Source organism: Saccharopolyspora shandongensis, assembly GCF_900106995.1.
In the GTDB taxonomy this organism is placed as follows: domain Bacteria; phylum Actinomycetota; class Actinomycetes; order Mycobacteriales; family Pseudonocardiaceae; genus Saccharopolyspora; species Saccharopolyspora shandongensis.
Map to the genome: position 1 here is coordinate 71,338 of NZ_FNOK01000042.1, position 14,523 is coordinate 85,860.

The following is a 14,523-nucleotide window of genomic DNA, read 5'->3' on the forward strand; positions in this document are numbered from 1 at the left end:
AGAAAGTCCTTGGTCCGAGGCCGCGTCGACGTCGCACTCTGTCGGCCATGAGGGCGCTGTGGAACGGCGTGATCAGTTTCGTTGGCTGGAGGTCGGTGCAGCCCTCAGGCATATGGGCACTTTGGGAATCCTGTCGTGTGCCTGACGAGCATCCAAGGGCTGTGAGGCACAGCCATACGCACGACCGCAAGCGACCCGACGGGAGCGACACACTCCGTTGAGGCGAAACCACACAGGAGGCAGGAACGATGAGCACCAACGACCTTCCCGCACCCGAGACCGGTCTGCTGTTGACGCATTTCCTGACGGTGTCCGACGTGGCCCGTTCGCGGGCTTTCTATGCCGATATCTTCGGCGGGCAGATCGTGCTGGCCGAGAACCCGTGCATCGTCAAGGTCGCCAATAGCTGGATCATCATGAATCCCGGCGGTGGCCCGACCCCCGACAAGCCCGGTATCACCCTGCGCCCGCCGGAGGCCACCGACACCGTCTCAGCGTTTCTCAACGTGCGCGTAGCCGACATCGCCGCCTTCTACACCGACGCACGCAACAAGGGCGCCGAGTTCCTCACCGAGCCCCTCGACCGCAAGGCCGAAATTCGCTGCTACTTGTCCGACCCGGACGGCTACCTCATCGAGATCGGCCAAGCCACCGGCATGCTGGAAGGCATCTTCGCCGACCCGCCCGCCGAGCCCTCCTAACCCAGGCACGTCCGAGACGAATCCCAACCAATGCCGGGTACGCCTCACCGTCCGGAAACCCTGCAAAGGTAGCCACGCCTCCAGATGACGAAGGTCAGCACCCCGCCCCATACGGCGTGTGCCACCACTACCACGTCCCTTCACCGTGAGGTGTCGTGGTTGAAGTCCAGCACCGAGCTCAGCGTCGCCTGCAGAGGTCATCGCCACGGCAGGTTGAGCGCCCTGGTGTCGAAGCAGGGGGCTGGAGACTTTCGGCCCACACCGCTCGTACCAGGCCTTCGACGTGCTGCGGCACCTCGGCGGTGACGAGCGTACGTGTCGCTCACCGCGTGCGAGCTCAACTGGCACGCCCACGTCCAAGAAGTCAACTTGCACCTTCAGGCAACATTCACGGTCGCGCACGCCCTATCGCCTCGGATGGCCTGGTCACGAGTGATGCCGCTGCTTAGGTTTACCGGCAATGCGTCGAATTTCCCCTTTTCGACGTCACCTCCGTATCGATGCGAATGGAGCGCGATGATGAGGATTCGCAAGCTGGCCGCGGCCGCCCTGCTCACGCTGGGGTTCGCCGCCGCCACCCAGGGTGTGGCGTCCGCAGCCACGTTCGTCCCGGCCGGGGTCTACCCGTCGAGCAACGCCTGCGCCAACGCGGGCAACGCGGGCTTCCCGCAGGGCCGCTGGGTCGGCTGGCGCTGCGAGGACCTGCACAACGGCCAGTACCTGCTGTGGGTGCAGCCGAGCTACTGACCCAGTGCGTGGTGCGGGGGTGTGTCCGTTGTGGACGCACCCCCGTTTTGCTTCGGTTTCCAGGGTTCTGAAGGAATTTTGGGCGGCCGTATGGGGGGTCCGTCTTCTATCGGGCGGATTCTGGTGCTCTCCGAGGAGGATCCCGCCGAGCTATCGCTGCCGAGCTCGCACACGATCGAGGTGGCGGAGTTCCTTCCCGCTGGCGCGGTGGATCCGGTCCTGCTCGACTGCTCCTACGTTCTGCAGCCCCAGCAAGTCGGGCTGCGGGCGTACTGCCTGCTGCGCGACGCGATGACCGACACCGGCCGGATCGGTCTTGGGAGGGTCACTATCCGCATCCGCGAACGACTGGCGCTCCTGCGCCCCTACGGGCAGGGGATCGGCCTGGCAACACTGCTGTGGCCCCGGCGGCTACCGGGACCGCTCGCGAGAGGCGCTGCAGGCACTGATCGACGCGAAACTCGCCGACCGGCATGGCGCCGTGCCGGCGTCGCGCACCGAGGAGACGGCAGATCTTGAGGAAGCCCTGCGCACGAGCCTGGCCCGAGGCAGCCGTACCACCGAGCGGCAGTTACCGCGGACCGCGGCGCCCGGACCCTGCGGTGGCGATCATCGAACTGATGTTCTATTGTTGGGATGTTGGCGCGTCGGGGAAGGGCGCGCGAACCGAGCGGGCCGGCCACTGCACCCCAGGGCGCGGCCCGCACCTGGCTTCGGGGATCGGGTCGCGGTGGACGAGGACGCAGACGGCTGGTGGAAAACGCGGCGCCTGTCCAAGGGTGGACCGCTGCCGGTCTGGGTGTACCTGCCTGGGGTGTTCCCCTGGCGCGGCATCGGCGGTGGTCGGGATGTGCCACTGCGCGTGCGGGCGGCGGGGCTGGACATCAGCGTCTCCGTGCCGGGCGAGGTGCTGCTGTGGCATCAGGCGTTCAACGGCGAATGGTTGGGGCTCACCAGCTTCGAGGTCGGCAACCGGTCCGGCCGAGCCCGCATGGCACTGATCCAACTGGTCTCCGAACGAGCCCTACGTCCGCGCTGAGCTAGCACGGGATGGGCGTCGGGCGGGCGAGATGTCGGATGGTTGCGGTGAATTCTGCCGGGTCGCTGCCGCGGGTCCGGGTGATGGGCGGCTGCCCGTCGAGGGCTGAGTGCGGGCGCTGGTGGTTGTAGAAGTTCAGGAAGTCCGCCAGCACCTCCAGCCGCTCGGTTTCGCTGGTGTAATTGCGGGCGTAGGGCCATTCGCGGGCGAGGGTGCCGTGCCAGCGCTCGACTTTTCCGTTGGTGTGTGACGTGGTCCGCTTGTGCTTGGTCCCGGTGTTGTGGACGGCGGTGGCCCAGGCCGCGTAAGCGGTAGCAGGAGCCGTTGTCGGTGAGCACGCGGTGGATCGGCGTGATGCCGTGCTTGGCGAAGAACGCGACGGCGCGGAGCCAGAACCTGGCGGCGGTGTCGGCTTTCTCGTCGTCGAGGGCTTCGCTGTAGGCCGGCCGGGAGTGGTCGTCGACGGCTGTCGTCCGGGCACGCGCGGCGCGGATAGGGTATTCGCGTGAAGCAGGACGAACGGCTCCTTCACGCCTCGTCGTTCGGGGCGGCGGCGACCGCATACGCCGCGCACCGCCCGGATTATGCGCAGGCCGCGGTGCGCTGGGCGCTCGACGAGCCGGTGCCCGGCCTGCGGGTGCTCGATCTTGGTGCCGGAACCGGCAAGCTCACCGCCACGCTGGTCGCGGTGGGTGCCGACGTCACCGCGGTCGAGCCTGACCCGGCGATGCTGACCGAGCTGCGCCGCGCACTGCCGGATGTCCGTGCACTGCCGGGTAGTGCCGAGGCGATCCCGTTGCCGGATGCATCCGTCGATGCTGTGGTGGCCGGCAACGCCATGCACTGGTTCGACATGGCCGTCGCGGGGCCCGAGATCGCCAGGGTCTTGGTGCCGGGCGGCATCCTGGCCGGCCTGTGGAACGTCATGGACGACCGGGTCGACTGGGTTGCCGGGCTGGCGCGGGTCAGCGGGAGCGCGGCCATTGGCCCGCGTGACACGCCCGCCAGTTGGCGCGCCGAGACGGCCGACGCACACCTGCCCAAGACGGGCGGGGCCGCCCGGTTCGGCTCGCCGGAGCAGGCCGAGTTCCCGCACGGGCAGCGCCGCACCGCCGACTCCCTCGTCGCGACGCTGGCAACGCGGGCGGGGATGCTGGTCATGCCGGAACAGGAACACGAGATTGCGCTCGCCCGGATCCGCACTTTCCTTGCGAGTAAACCGGAGACTGCGGACGGCGAGTTCACCCTCCCGATGCTGACCTGCGTGCTGCGCGTCCGGCGGTTGTGAAAGGTTCGCGGCGGGGAGCCCCGCAACGCCGACACACATGCACTCGGATTCCACCGCTGCCGCCGCACTTGCCGAGCGCCTGGTCAAACCGCTCGGCCGTCGATGGCTGCACGTGCAGGCCGTTGCAGCCCGAGCGAACGAGCTCCGACATGCCGTAGCCCCTGCGGACGAGGGCACCCTGGTAGCGGCCGCGTCGTGGTCGCCTCCAGGAAGCGCCCAGAGGTCGTTGTCCACCTTGTGAATCAAGAGGATGTCGCCGGCGTCGTTGCGGATCGCTGCTGTCACCGAGGGCACCACGGAGTTCGCGGGCGGGGCGGTGGGGTCGTTGAAGTAGTCGATGCGGGCCACAGGCGGCCTCCTCAGAACGATTCTGGCCGGGCTTGTTCCCGGACGCGGTCGAATGAGCGCATGTAGTTGTCCCACGTGAGGAGCGGTACTTCGAAGGATCGAGCGAGCGCTGGACGAGTACGGCCAGATTCAGGCGGTCGATCGCGTCCTCGAGCGGATCTCGGCGGTGTGCACGCTCCATCCTGGTGATCTGATCTTCACCGGAACCCCGGCCGGGGTGGGTATGGGGCGCACGCCACCCCGGTACCTCGCCGCCGGCGATGTCGTTCGCACCAGCATCGACGGCATCGGGGAAATGAGGCACGTCTTCGTGTCGAACGACGCGCGGTAGTCGTGCTTCCGGGGCTCGGCGCGGGTGCGCCTGAGCCCCGCCGGGCTCGTGCCGCTCACCGAAATTTGCAGCGCCTACGCCTACGCCGGCCACACGGTCACGCTCGATGACGACGACCTCGAACACCTCCCGCTGACCGGTGCCCGCCGACTGGAGGTCCAACAGTTCGTGCCGATCAAGGACATCGCCCCCGCTGCCGTGGGCCGCGCCTACTACGTCCACCTCGAACAGCTCGCCGACCGCTTATCCGCGAACTCTTCGGCGCTCTCATCACGCCGGCGCTCAGGGAAGACGGGACTCTTTTTGGGGCGGGTGTCAACGCACGGCTTTCACGACCTCCGCATTATCCGTCACCGTTACCGCCACGGTGCTTCGAGTGCCCGTGCGGCTTCGGTGGCGGACCGGGCGCGGGGGGTGGTGGCGGAGGAGCGACTGGCGGGGGTGGCGGAGGAGCGACTGGCGGGGGCGGTGGCGGTGGGTAGAACTGTCCGATCGGTTCGGCGCTGGTGAAGGGCTGGACGGGCTTGCCGGTGAGGTAGGCGTTCATGAATTGTTGCCAGATGTGTCCGGGAAGACCACCGCCGAAGACGGGGCTGCCGTCGGCGTCCCGCACCGGTAGCACCGGGTTCTGCGCGTCGCCCGCGCTCATCGACACAGCGGTGGAGATCTGCGGGGTGTAGCCCACCGTCCAGGCCTTCTCGTTGTCGGCGCTGTCACCGTTGCCGTACTGGTGAGTCCCGGTCTTCGCGGCCACCGGCCTTCCGTCGAGCGGCAGATGGGAGTGGTCGGCGACCTGGAGCAAGGACTCCGTCACGTTCGCGGCCAGGTTGCGGTTGCGGTGCGGATCGTTCGGATCGAACGCGGGCCGCGGTTGCGGGACGAAATCCTGCACGGTCTCGCCGGTGCTGTTGTCCACGATCTTTTGGACGAACCTGGGCTGGTTGCGCATCCCGTCGTTGGCGAAGGTCGCGTAAGCGCTGGCCATGTCGGTGGTGCGCACCGGGTACATGCCCAGTGCGATGCCGGCGCTGGTCGTGCCGTCGGCGTTCTCCAGGGTCGGCTTGCCGTTGATCTCGCGAGGAATGCCCGCCTGGTGGGCGGCGTCGGCGACCTTGGCCGTCCCGAACTGCACGCCCATGTCCACGAACACCGTGTTGACCGATTTGGTCATCGCCTCGCGGACGCTGCAGTGCGGTGGGTCGTCGCAGCTGACACCCGGGTTGTTGGCGAACGTCGTCCCCGCGATCTCGCGTGGCGACGAGCCGTCGTAGAGCTCGCCCAGACCTCGGTTCTGCTCCAGCCCTGCCAGCGCCACGAACGGTTTGAACGCGGAACCGGCCTGCTGCTGCGCGTTGGCGTAGTCGAACCCGCCCGCGTCCGTGCCGCCACCGCCGTAATAGGCACGGATCGCGCCCGTGTTCGGTTCCACGGCGACCAACGCCGGGTGCAGGTTGCTCGGCTGGCCCTGCATCACCGCGCTGATCGCGTCCCCGGCAGCCTCCTGTGCCCGACGATCGATGTTGGTGACGACGGTGTAGCCATGCTGCTCCAGGCTCTGCTCGCTGTAGCCCTCCTGATCCAGCTCGGCCAGCACCTGCTCACGGATCTGGTACTGCGTGCCCGTGGCGTTCTGGTTCGCCCGGTCCGCACCGTTCTGCGTCGTCGGGAACCGCATCGCCGCGCGCTGCTCCGCCGTGACGAACTCGTGGCGCTCCATCTGGTCGGCGACATAGGTCCACCGACGCTGGGCCTGCGCGGGGTTGATGCGCGGGTCGTTGTTGGACGGCTGTTGCACCATCCCCGCCAGCACCGCCGCCTCAGAGGCGTCCAGGTCCTTCGGTTCCTTGTGGAAGTACACGTCCGCGGCGGCACGGATGCCGTACGCACCCCGGCCGTAGTACGCGGTGTTCAAGTACGCCTTGAGGATCTCGTTCTTGGGCTGCTGCTGGCTCATCTTGAACGCCAGCACGATTTCCTTGAACTTCCGCATGTAGGTGTGCTCGTCGTTCCCGGTGGACAGCTTGATGTACTGCTGGGTCAACGTCGAACCGCCACCGCTGTCATCACCGGTGAGCTGACCCCACACCGCCCGGAAGATTCCGACCACGTCGAAACCGGGGTTCTGGTAGAAGGTCGGATCCTCCGCCGCCAGCGTGGCATCCCGCATCGGACGGGACACCTCGCGGGTCACATCCACGATCATCGTCCGATTGCCCGAGGTGGGGACGATCCGGGTCAGCTCCGAATTGTCCGCATACTCGATCACGACCGTCTGCGCGGTGGCCCGGGCGAGCGACTCCGGGCTCTCCACGTCCCACGCCATGTACCCGATGCCGAACGCGATCAGGAACGTGCCGACGGACATCGTGATCAACCCGATGACCGCCGAAGACGTACCCAGCAACCACCGCCGGGCATTCCGGCGTCCTCCCCGCGGGTCGCCAGGCCCCGTCCTGCCCGGCGGAGGCGCGTGACCACCAGTCCGACCATGGGCGGGTCGGCCTAACCGCCGTGTGGGCGCGTCTGCTGGACCGGGCCTCCTGTGCCGCCCGGTCGGGCCGCCGTGCGGTCCAGTCCGATCGTCGCGCTTGTTGTTCACGAAGGGGCCTCCAGACGTGGCGCGGCGGGGCGCCACTGCAATGCGTTCGAAGCACTCTGCCATCCAAGGCGGGAAATGTGGTGTGGGTGTGATGTGCGAGACCGACCGCCCGGCAACGAGCTCGACGAGTTCGACCGGTTGCGATCAGCCCCCTACTGCGAGTGGTTGGGAGTTCTTCGAGGACTACTGGCCAGAGTTGCATCGTCACTGGGAGAAACCAACGTGCACTAGTTCGTCCACAGTGCACTAATTGGTGGAGGTCGCCGCTGCGGTCGAGCCCAGATCGGCAGATCTGGCCTAGTGCGAGGTTGCGGACTAGGTTGGTGGCTCGGTCGCGGTGTTCGCGGAGGAGGGCGACGGTTTCGGAGTCGATTGCGATGCGTCGGTTTTGGTGGGTTTTGGTGTCATTTTCTTTGCCGTGGACCCAGTTTCGGCGTAGGTCGATGACTTCCTCGTCGAGGTCGATGCGGGAGAAGTGGAGGCCGACGAGTTCGCTTCGGCGCATGCTGGTGGTCATGGCGACCCATGCCAAGGTGCCCCAGTCGTCGTCCATGCGGAACGCTTCCTCGGGCAAGCACGCGGCCTCGGCCGGTGTGGATGGATCTGGCTCGGGGCGCTTCTGGCGGGGTCTGCGTGCGACGCATGCGGGGTTGGAGCTGAGTCCTGCCGCGAATCGTGGGCTGACCAGCACGTAGACCATCTAGATCTTGGACTTGTCCGCGTATTGGCCGGATGGGACTCGAACCGGCGCGGAGAGAACTCCGCGCCGGTGGCTACGAGGTCCGCGACGAAGACGCCGCCCGGCTCTCGCCGTTCGTGCGCCACCACGTCAACATTTATCTGGACACTTTTCTGCGCGAATCGGGCGTCAGCAGTGATCGTCAGGCTCTGGTTCGATGCTCTCGCCGAGTTCGGTCAACAGAGCGCGGATGCGGTCGGCGACCGCGTTGTGCCGCTCGACTTCACGGGGCCAACCCCGTTCGATGGCGTCCTGCGCCAGCTGCTGTTCGCGGACGAGTCGGGCCCGTAGGCGGGGTGCGTACTCGCTGGTGGTGAAGAACTTTGTGCAGCGGAGGTAAAGATCGCACTCGCAGGGGCCCTCTGCCGGGGTGCGCAGGCAGTGGCCGAGCTCCAGCTCGGTCTTGAAGAAGTTGGTTTTCAGCCAGTTGACCGTGTCCGCGTCGAGCCGGTCAGCCAGCAGGGCCTCGGCGGCTGGGCCGGCCAGGCGACCGCCAGCGGCGATGACCTTCTCGTACTGCTCCTTGAGCACCGGGTCACTGATGTGCGAATACGTCGCCGACATCTGCGCGTTGCGGTGCCCCAGGATCGCCATGATGGTCTGGATCTGCGCACCGCCTTCGGCGAGCTGAGTGCCGACAGTGTGCCGGAACCGGTGCGCTGACACGGTCTGTCGCCCCTCGCCGTCGAGGAGTCCGGCAGCATGGCAAGCGATCTTCAACGGTTCGTCGAACAGGTAGTTCTTACTCATCGGGCGGCCTCGGTGCATGAACACCCACCGGACTGGCTGCTGGGCCCAGGTGTCATATCGCGCTGCTGCGCCGTCCGTCTTCGCCTTGGCGATCAGTTCACGGAGCGCGTCGGCGGCCTGCGGATGCAGCGGGATCATGCGCTCGGCGTAGGTTTTGCCCACCGGAATCCGCAGCCGCGGGTAACCATCCGGGTAGGCGTCCAGGCAATCCACGGTGAGCCGGCGGATCTCTCCCCGGCGTGCTCCGCTCCAGCGCACCAGCAGGAGTGCCGTGCGCTGGTAGGGGTTCTCCAGTTCCTCGACGGCCGTCATCAGCCGGTCCAGCTCGTCGCGCGGAATGAACCTCGGCAGCCGCGAGGGCAGTTTCGGCAGGTCGGACCGGCCGAGCAGAGGCCGGGCAGGCACATCGTCCCAGCCCCATTGGCTGGCTTCCTGGAAAAACTGCAACAGCGGACTGATGTAGGTATAGCGGGTGCGCGCGGCCAACGGCTTGCCATTGCGTGGGTTGATGCGCTCGTGCAGGTAAGTGAGGTAGCGCTCGATGTGGTCGCGGGTCAGCGCAGTCAGGCTGGTGATCTCGGGATGTTCCTCGGCTAGCCAACGAAGCAGGTAACGGAACGCATCGCGGGCCCCGCGAACCGACTCGGCCCGGTCGGTGGTCTGCAACCTACCATTTAGCCAGCGGTCGACTGGGGCGGCGATCACGGGAGGGGTGCCCGGCGGCACCAGTTGCTGTTTCCAGATCACGTCCGAGCGCAGTCCGTGCCTCGGTTCACGGGAGATCTGTCCGGTGTTGAACAACAACACGTGCAGCACGTGCAGCCGGGTGAGGCACTGCTGCTCGAACTGCACTGGCAGGACGGCGGGATCGTGGTTGCGGCGGGTGCGATGCACGTGACCGGCCCGGATGAGTCGGGCCTCGGGTCGGGCGCACCAGCGGCGGATTTCCTCGCCGAAGGCCGTCAGGTCGTCGTAGTCGATGCTGGTGATGTCCGAGTCGCCTCGCCAAAGCAGCAGCCGGGCGACGGCCCAGGTCAACAGGGCACGGCCGTAGCGGTAGCCAAGTTGACGCTGGCGCTGGTCAAGGGCGTTGAACAAGTCGAGGTCGACTCCCAGAGCCGGGGCGACGCGAGGGTTGAACAGGCTGTCGAAGTTGCGGCTGAGCACCCAGTCGGCGTCCATCGGCATCCGGTGAACCATCGACAGATAGGTGAGGTAAGACCCTGCGTCATAGGAAGGACCGGTCCGCTTGCCGCTGGCCGCGAGCGTGGGGGCGCCGTCCTGGTCGAGGTCGAGCCGGGCCAGCAGCGGCGCGGTGAACCACTCCTCCAGGTCGGGCCAGTGCTTGACGAACCGGTTGTAGAAGTAGCGGCGGGACCTAATCGGCGCGGCCAGATCGTGCCCGTGGGCCCGCGGCTCGTCACCGAAAACGGCGTCCAGCCAACCGAAATACTCCTCACGCGGCGCGTGGCGTCGCCGCGGTGACGGCTCTGGGACCGCGGCCAGAGACAAGGCGGTCACCGGTTGTTCTCCAGCGCCTGGGTGTAGTCGGCCAGCACAGCCTCGTCGGAGACTCGGGTGTAAACCTTGGTCGACTCGGGTGAGGCGTGACCGAGCCGTTTCTGCAGGGACAGCTCCCGCATTCCGCCTTCCCACATCGCGGTGGCATGCGTGTGACGCAGTGCGTGCGGGGTCCGCTCAGGGGCGCGTAGGCCCAGCTTGTCCATGCGCCGGGAGAACAGACGCACCAAGGCGTCGTAGCCCAGCGGCTCCAGGCGTCGAGCGCCGTTTCCGCCGATGAGGAACACGAATGGGCTGTCCGCATCCAGTGGCCGCTCGTGCATCACATACCGGCTGACCGCATCCAAAGTTCGCGGTTCGTGCAGGTCAACGATCCGCTCGGTGCGAGACTTCCCACGGACACCGTGGGGATGATCATCTCTCTTACGCACCGTCACCCGGCGACGTCCATAGGACACGTCGGCCAGGTGCAGGGAGAGCACCTCGCCGGGCCGCAGCCCGCCGTCCAGCATGAGCAGGAACATCGCCAAGTCACGTAGCCGTTTCAGGCTGCCGATGAAGTCCTCCAGCACGCTGTCGTCCATGGGGCGCGGCAGCCGCCTCGGTTGCTTGACCGTCACCGTGCGCCGCACGGGCTTCTGACGACTGGCCCGGCCCATGAACGGCTGACGCCGATCCGGAACCCTGGCCAAAGCTGGATCAGATCGCATCTGCATCGGCGAGGCATCACCGTCGTACTCCTCCGCCACGATCGCCCAGTCGTAGAAACTCGCCACCGCGGCGAGAATCCGGTTCACCGTCGAAGGAGCCAGCAGCTTGCCCGGCGTATCCGCGCCGCCGACCACGACTGTCAGCCCCAGCCGCTGCGCCGACCGCCGGGACGGCGTGCGCCGCAGAAAAGCCAGCAACCGCAACGCATCCGGCGCACGGAACTCCTGCCAGTCCATGCCCTCTTCACGCAAGAACGTGAACAGGTACTTCAGGTCATAGGCGTACGCGCACAACGTGTGCGGAGAGAACCCCCGGTCGACCAAGTGGTTGAGGAACCGGCAAGCTGAACCGATCGGCTCCCCGGGCTCGTCGACGAGTTCGACCCGCCGAACGATGCCGCCGTCACGATGCTTGATCACTCGCACCGCGGCATCGTGGACCCCCCACACACCCAGCACCAGGAAGGCTCGACGACCAACCTGCTCACCGCACCCGAAAGTGTCCAGATAAGAGGATGCTCGGCCGCTACTCGTTCCTGATCTGAGCACGAGTGGGCCTACCCCGGGCCGGGTCATCGTCGATGTTGGTGGATCGGCGGGCAGTGCAGGCCGTCGCTTCCACCGCCCTTCCGGCCACGCGGGCAGGCCGGGTTGCTGTCGCTCGCGGCTGTTCTCGGTATGCAGGGCAGAAAGTCCTTGGTCGGAGGCTGCGTCGACGTCGCACTCTGTCGGGCATGAGGGCGCTGTGGAACGGCGTGATCGGTTTCGTTGTCCGGGGGTCCGTTCTGGCCTCAGGCACATGAGCGATCTTGGCGTCTCGGTCGTGTGCCTGACGAGTATCCGGGGGTTCTTGGACACTGGTCGCTGTGGACCTTCGTCGTGATCTTCCCGGCGGGTGAGCAGTGTCCGGCGAGAGCTCGTGGGTCGCACTTCGATGAGGACCAAAGCCCCAGGTTGATACCCCACCGCCGACGGCATTCTGGCCTTGACGGCGGTGCTCGCATGGCCGGCCATGTGCGCTTCACCGTCACCATGCTCTGCGAACCAGGCCAACCGATGCTCACCCTCGTGGACGAGGACGAGCTCGTTCGGCGTCAGGACCGTTGGACCCCGGCCACAGACCGACGGCGAGGCCAGCCGCACCCGTCGTCCTCGTAGACACCCTCCCCGGAGGTCGGTATGACGAACGTTCAACAGGGTGGCAGGGTCGCCCTCGTCACGGGCGCGAGCAGGGGGATCGGCGCGGCCGTGGTCCGGTTGCTGGCATCCCGGGGCATGCGGGTCGTCGTCAACTACCGCAGCAGCCGAGATGAGGCGGACGACGTGGTCGCCTCGATCAGGTCCACCGGTGGCCAGGCGATGGCTGTGCAGGCCGACGTGACAGACGGGGCCGCCGTGCTCGGCATGGTCGAGCAGGTCCGGGCCGCCATGGGCGAGGTGGAAGTCCTGGTCCACAACGCCCTGATCCCGTACGCCATCAAGTCGTTCGACGAGATCTCGTGGGACGAACTGGGTGGCAAGCTGGAACAGGAGATGCGAGCGGCCTTCCTGATGACGAAGGCCGTTGTCCCCGGCATGACCGAGGGCGGCTACGGACGGATCGTCTACCTCGGCACGGTGTTGAGCCGGCGGCCGCGTGCGGGCATGATCGCGCTCGGGACCGCTAAGGCGGCCCTGAGCCAGTTCGCCCGCTTCGTCGCGCAGGAGCTGGGGGCTCGCGGGATTACGGTCAACGTGGTGGCCCCGGGGCCGGTGGGCGAGACCACCATCGCCGATGCTGCCTTGGATCAGGAACACCAGCAGCGCCAGGCGGCCCAGACGGCACTGGGCCGCATCGCTTCCCCCGACGACGTGGCTCGGGCCGTCGCCTTCTACGCCGGTGACGACAGCGGTTTCATCACGGGCACTACCGCACCGGTCAATGGCGGACTGGCCATGGATTGACGCATCCCGGAAAGGAGGCCTCGCAGGTGCATACCATCGACCTGACCTACGTCGGGCGGGGAATCCACGAGGAACTGGTCGCCTATGTCGCCGACCAGCAGGACTACTACGAGCAGGAGGCAGTCCATGTCGCCCTACGCGATGGATGCGCCTGGGACGGCGAACGGGTCCGGCGGACCGCCACGATCGGGCTAGGCCGGGCGGTGCTATCGCGCGTGACCGACGGCATCCCGTGGACGGTTCTCTGCGTCAACACCCAGCGGCCGCTGTTCTGGCTGCTCGCCCGCGAGGCCTACGCGTCGGTCGAGGAGCTGAAGGGCCGCAGGATCGGCACCCACGCGCCGCGGACCGCGCCCGGGTGCTTCTCCCGCATAGTGCTCAGGAAGCACGGGCTCGATCCGGACCATGACGTCCGGTCGGTCGTCATGACACCGGGCGACTACGGCCACCACCTCCGCCGGCTCGCCGAGGGCTCCCTGGACGCGGCGTTCGTCGGCAGCACCCTGGCGCCCGAGGTCACCGCCCAGGAGAACGGCCTGCGGCTGCTGGCCTTCGTCGGGGACCACTTCAGAATCCCCACAGTGGGCATCGCCGTGGACCCCACCCACATAGCGCCGAACGATCCGGCGGTACTGGCCCTCGTGCGAGCCAACCGCCGAGCCCTGCGCACGATCCGCGACGACCCTGACCTCGCCGTCCGGTACGTCAACGCCCTCATCCCGAGCCTCAGCGAGACGGAGGCCAGTCGGCACTACCAACGCTACATCGCACGGTATTTCACCGCCGACGGCCGCCACGATCCGTCCGTCGCGGCCCAGGCGGTGTCGAGCGTGGCGCAGGAACTGGGCGTGTCCACAGTGCCCGACGCGGCCGACATCTACCGCACGGAACCAGCCGAGGGCTCGGGGGCGAACCGTCTCCCGGGGTCTTGAGGAGCGGATCGTCTTCGATGACGTCCCGGGCGCTGGTCGTCCCTTGGCCAGCGCGTCCGGCGAGGCGGATCCTGTGAGGGCGATCTGGAACGGCTCGATCAGCTTCGTTACCTGGAGGTCGGATCTGGCCTCAGCCACATGAGCGGTCTCGGTGTTCCGCTGGTGTGGCTGGGCGATAGATATCCCATGGGCTCACTGCGTGTGCTGTAGCCACGGGAGGCGGTGACTCGGGATGAGAGTCGGATCCAGTCGAGGCTGGTTTTGGGTGTGGTGAACACGGGTGTCGTGTTGTTCACATTGGACAGTGTCTGGCGGACTTACAGCACCGGGTCGTCGAGGTGGACGTCGTTCCAGTGCAGGGCGAGGGCTTCGCCTTCGCCCTGCCGGTGCCGATGAGGACTTCGCCGCTGCTCTTGGGCTTCTCGCGGCCGTGACTGCCCGGTCTCGAGGATGCGTTGCTCCGCGGGGCTTCGCGGGTCAGTCTTCCTGCCAGCTGCTGATCGTGGCCTCGCCGCCGCACAGGTCGAAGACTCCGCTGTTGGTGGGCTCAATGGTCTTCGGCTCGCCGTTGTTCATCTTCAGGCTCACGGCCCAGACCCGGTTGCAGGCCGGCCCGTCGGGACCGCCCTGGTCGGCGGGCCACTCGACGTCCGCAGCGGCCGACTGGCCGGGCTCGAGGATGACGGGGCCGCCCGTGCCGGGCTGGCCGTGGTTGATCTGGAGACCGTCGGACGGGTTCCCTTCCCGGTCCATGAACGTGATGTCCGGGAAGTCGTCGGTCAGGGTGCAGCTGGCCTCGCCGGCGTTCGTGACCTTCAGGTGGGCGTTCACGTGGCCGGTCGAAGAGAGCTCGAAAGACGGCTCGATGTTGCCG

At 67.2% G+C, this 14,523-nt stretch carries 12 protein-coding genes and 3 pseudogenes; 9 read left to right on the plus strand and 6 right to left on the minus strand.

Going from position 1 to position 14,523, the window contains the following annotated elements; genetic code table 11:
* Positions 1-248: 248 nt before the first annotated feature.
* The 4 genes from BLW84_RS32715 (at position 249) to BLW84_RS32730 (ending at position 2,487) form a co-directional block, all read left to right on the plus strand.
* Positions 249-701, plus strand: a complete 453-nt coding sequence (locus BLW84_RS32715; RefSeq protein ID WP_093273347.1) for a VOC family protein — start codon at positions 249-251, stop codon at positions 699-701.
* 519 nt (positions 702-1,220) lie between these two features.
* Entirely contained in the window at positions 1,221-1,448 is a 228-nt protein-coding gene (locus tag BLW84_RS32720; protein WP_245761548.1) for a hypothetical protein, read from the plus strand.
* Between the two features lie 123 nt (positions 1,449-1,571).
* On the plus strand, positions 1,572-1,967 hold the full coding sequence (locus tag BLW84_RS32725) for a Ku protein (protein WP_177226814.1): 396 nt from the start codon (positions 1,572-1,574) through the stop codon (positions 1,965-1,967).
* 211 nt (positions 1,968-2,178) lie between these two features.
* On the plus strand, positions 2,179-2,487 hold the full coding sequence (locus BLW84_RS32730; protein ID WP_093273355.1) for a hypothetical protein: 309 nt from the start codon (positions 2,179-2,181) through the stop codon (positions 2,485-2,487).
* 1 nt (position 2,488) lies between these two features.
* Here the strand turns inward: BLW84_RS32730 and BLW84_RS50460 are convergent.
* A pseudogene (locus tag BLW84_RS50460) lies at positions 2,489-2,731 on the minus strand (integrase core domain-containing protein); the annotation flags it as partial.
* A 261-nt stretch (positions 2,732-2,992) separates the two neighbouring features.
* On the opposite strand from BLW84_RS50460, the gene BLW84_RS32740 reads away from it, so the two are divergent.
* On the plus strand, positions 2,993-3,775 hold the full coding sequence (locus tag BLW84_RS32740; RefSeq protein WP_093273358.1) for a class I SAM-dependent methyltransferase: 783 nt from the start codon (positions 2,993-2,995) through the stop codon (positions 3,773-3,775).
* Positions 3,776-3,964: 189 nt separating this feature from the next.
* Here BLW84_RS32740 and BLW84_RS49425 read toward each other — a convergent pair.
* Positions 3,965-4,123 (minus strand): annotated as a pseudogene (locus tag BLW84_RS49425) (NUDIX hydrolase); the annotation flags it as partial.
* 127 nt (positions 4,124-4,250) lie between these two features.
* Here BLW84_RS49425 and BLW84_RS32755 point away from each other — a divergent pair.
* The gene (locus tag BLW84_RS32755) at positions 4,251-4,454 is read left to right on the plus strand and encodes a fumarylacetoacetate hydrolase family protein (protein WP_281247473.1); all 204 of its coding nucleotides are present in this window, start codon (positions 4,251-4,253) and stop codon (positions 4,452-4,454) included.
* 48 nt (positions 4,455-4,502) lie between these two features.
* Positions 4,503-4,661, plus strand: a pseudogene (locus BLW84_RS50465) (Ku protein); the annotation flags it as partial.
* Positions 4,662-4,797: 136 nt separating this feature from the next.
* Here BLW84_RS50465 and BLW84_RS32760 read toward each other — a convergent pair.
* From BLW84_RS32760 to BLW84_RS32775, 3 genes are all read right to left on the minus strand, one after another.
* Positions 4,798-6,819: a transglycosylase domain-containing protein gene (locus BLW84_RS32760; RefSeq protein WP_177226816.1), complete on the minus strand. Its 2,022-nt coding sequence runs from the start codon at positions 6,817-6,819 to the stop codon at positions 4,798-4,800.
* A gap of 1,102 nt (positions 6,820-7,921) precedes the next feature.
* On the minus strand, positions 7,922-10,063 hold the full coding sequence (locus BLW84_RS32770) for a tyrosine-type recombinase/integrase (RefSeq protein ID WP_218157564.1): 2,142 nt from the start codon (positions 10,061-10,063) through the stop codon (positions 7,922-7,924).
* Complete coding sequence (locus BLW84_RS32775; RefSeq protein ID WP_218157565.1) at positions 10,060-11,349, minus strand: tyrosine-type recombinase/integrase; 1,290 nt, start codon at positions 11,347-11,349, stop codon at positions 10,060-10,062. The genes BLW84_RS32770 and BLW84_RS32775 overlap by 4 nt, the downstream gene beginning before the upstream one ends.
* A 603-nt stretch (positions 11,350-11,952) precedes the next feature.
* Here BLW84_RS32775 and BLW84_RS32780 point away from each other — a divergent pair.
* Positions 11,953-12,717, plus strand: a complete 765-nt coding sequence (locus BLW84_RS32780; protein ID WP_093273363.1) for an SDR family NAD(P)-dependent oxidoreductase — start codon at positions 11,953-11,955, stop codon at positions 12,715-12,717.
* A 26-nt stretch (positions 12,718-12,743) separates the two neighbouring features.
* A complete protein-coding gene (locus BLW84_RS32785; protein ID WP_093273366.1) occupies positions 12,744-13,649 on the plus strand; it encodes an ABC transporter substrate-binding protein in 906 nt (301 codons plus the stop codon).
* Between the two features lie 477 nt (positions 13,650-14,126).
* Here the strand turns inward: BLW84_RS32785 and BLW84_RS32790 are convergent.
* On the minus strand, positions 14,127-14,523 hold a 397-nt coding region (locus BLW84_RS32790; protein WP_143061176.1), incomplete at its 5' end, for a DUF4232 domain-containing protein.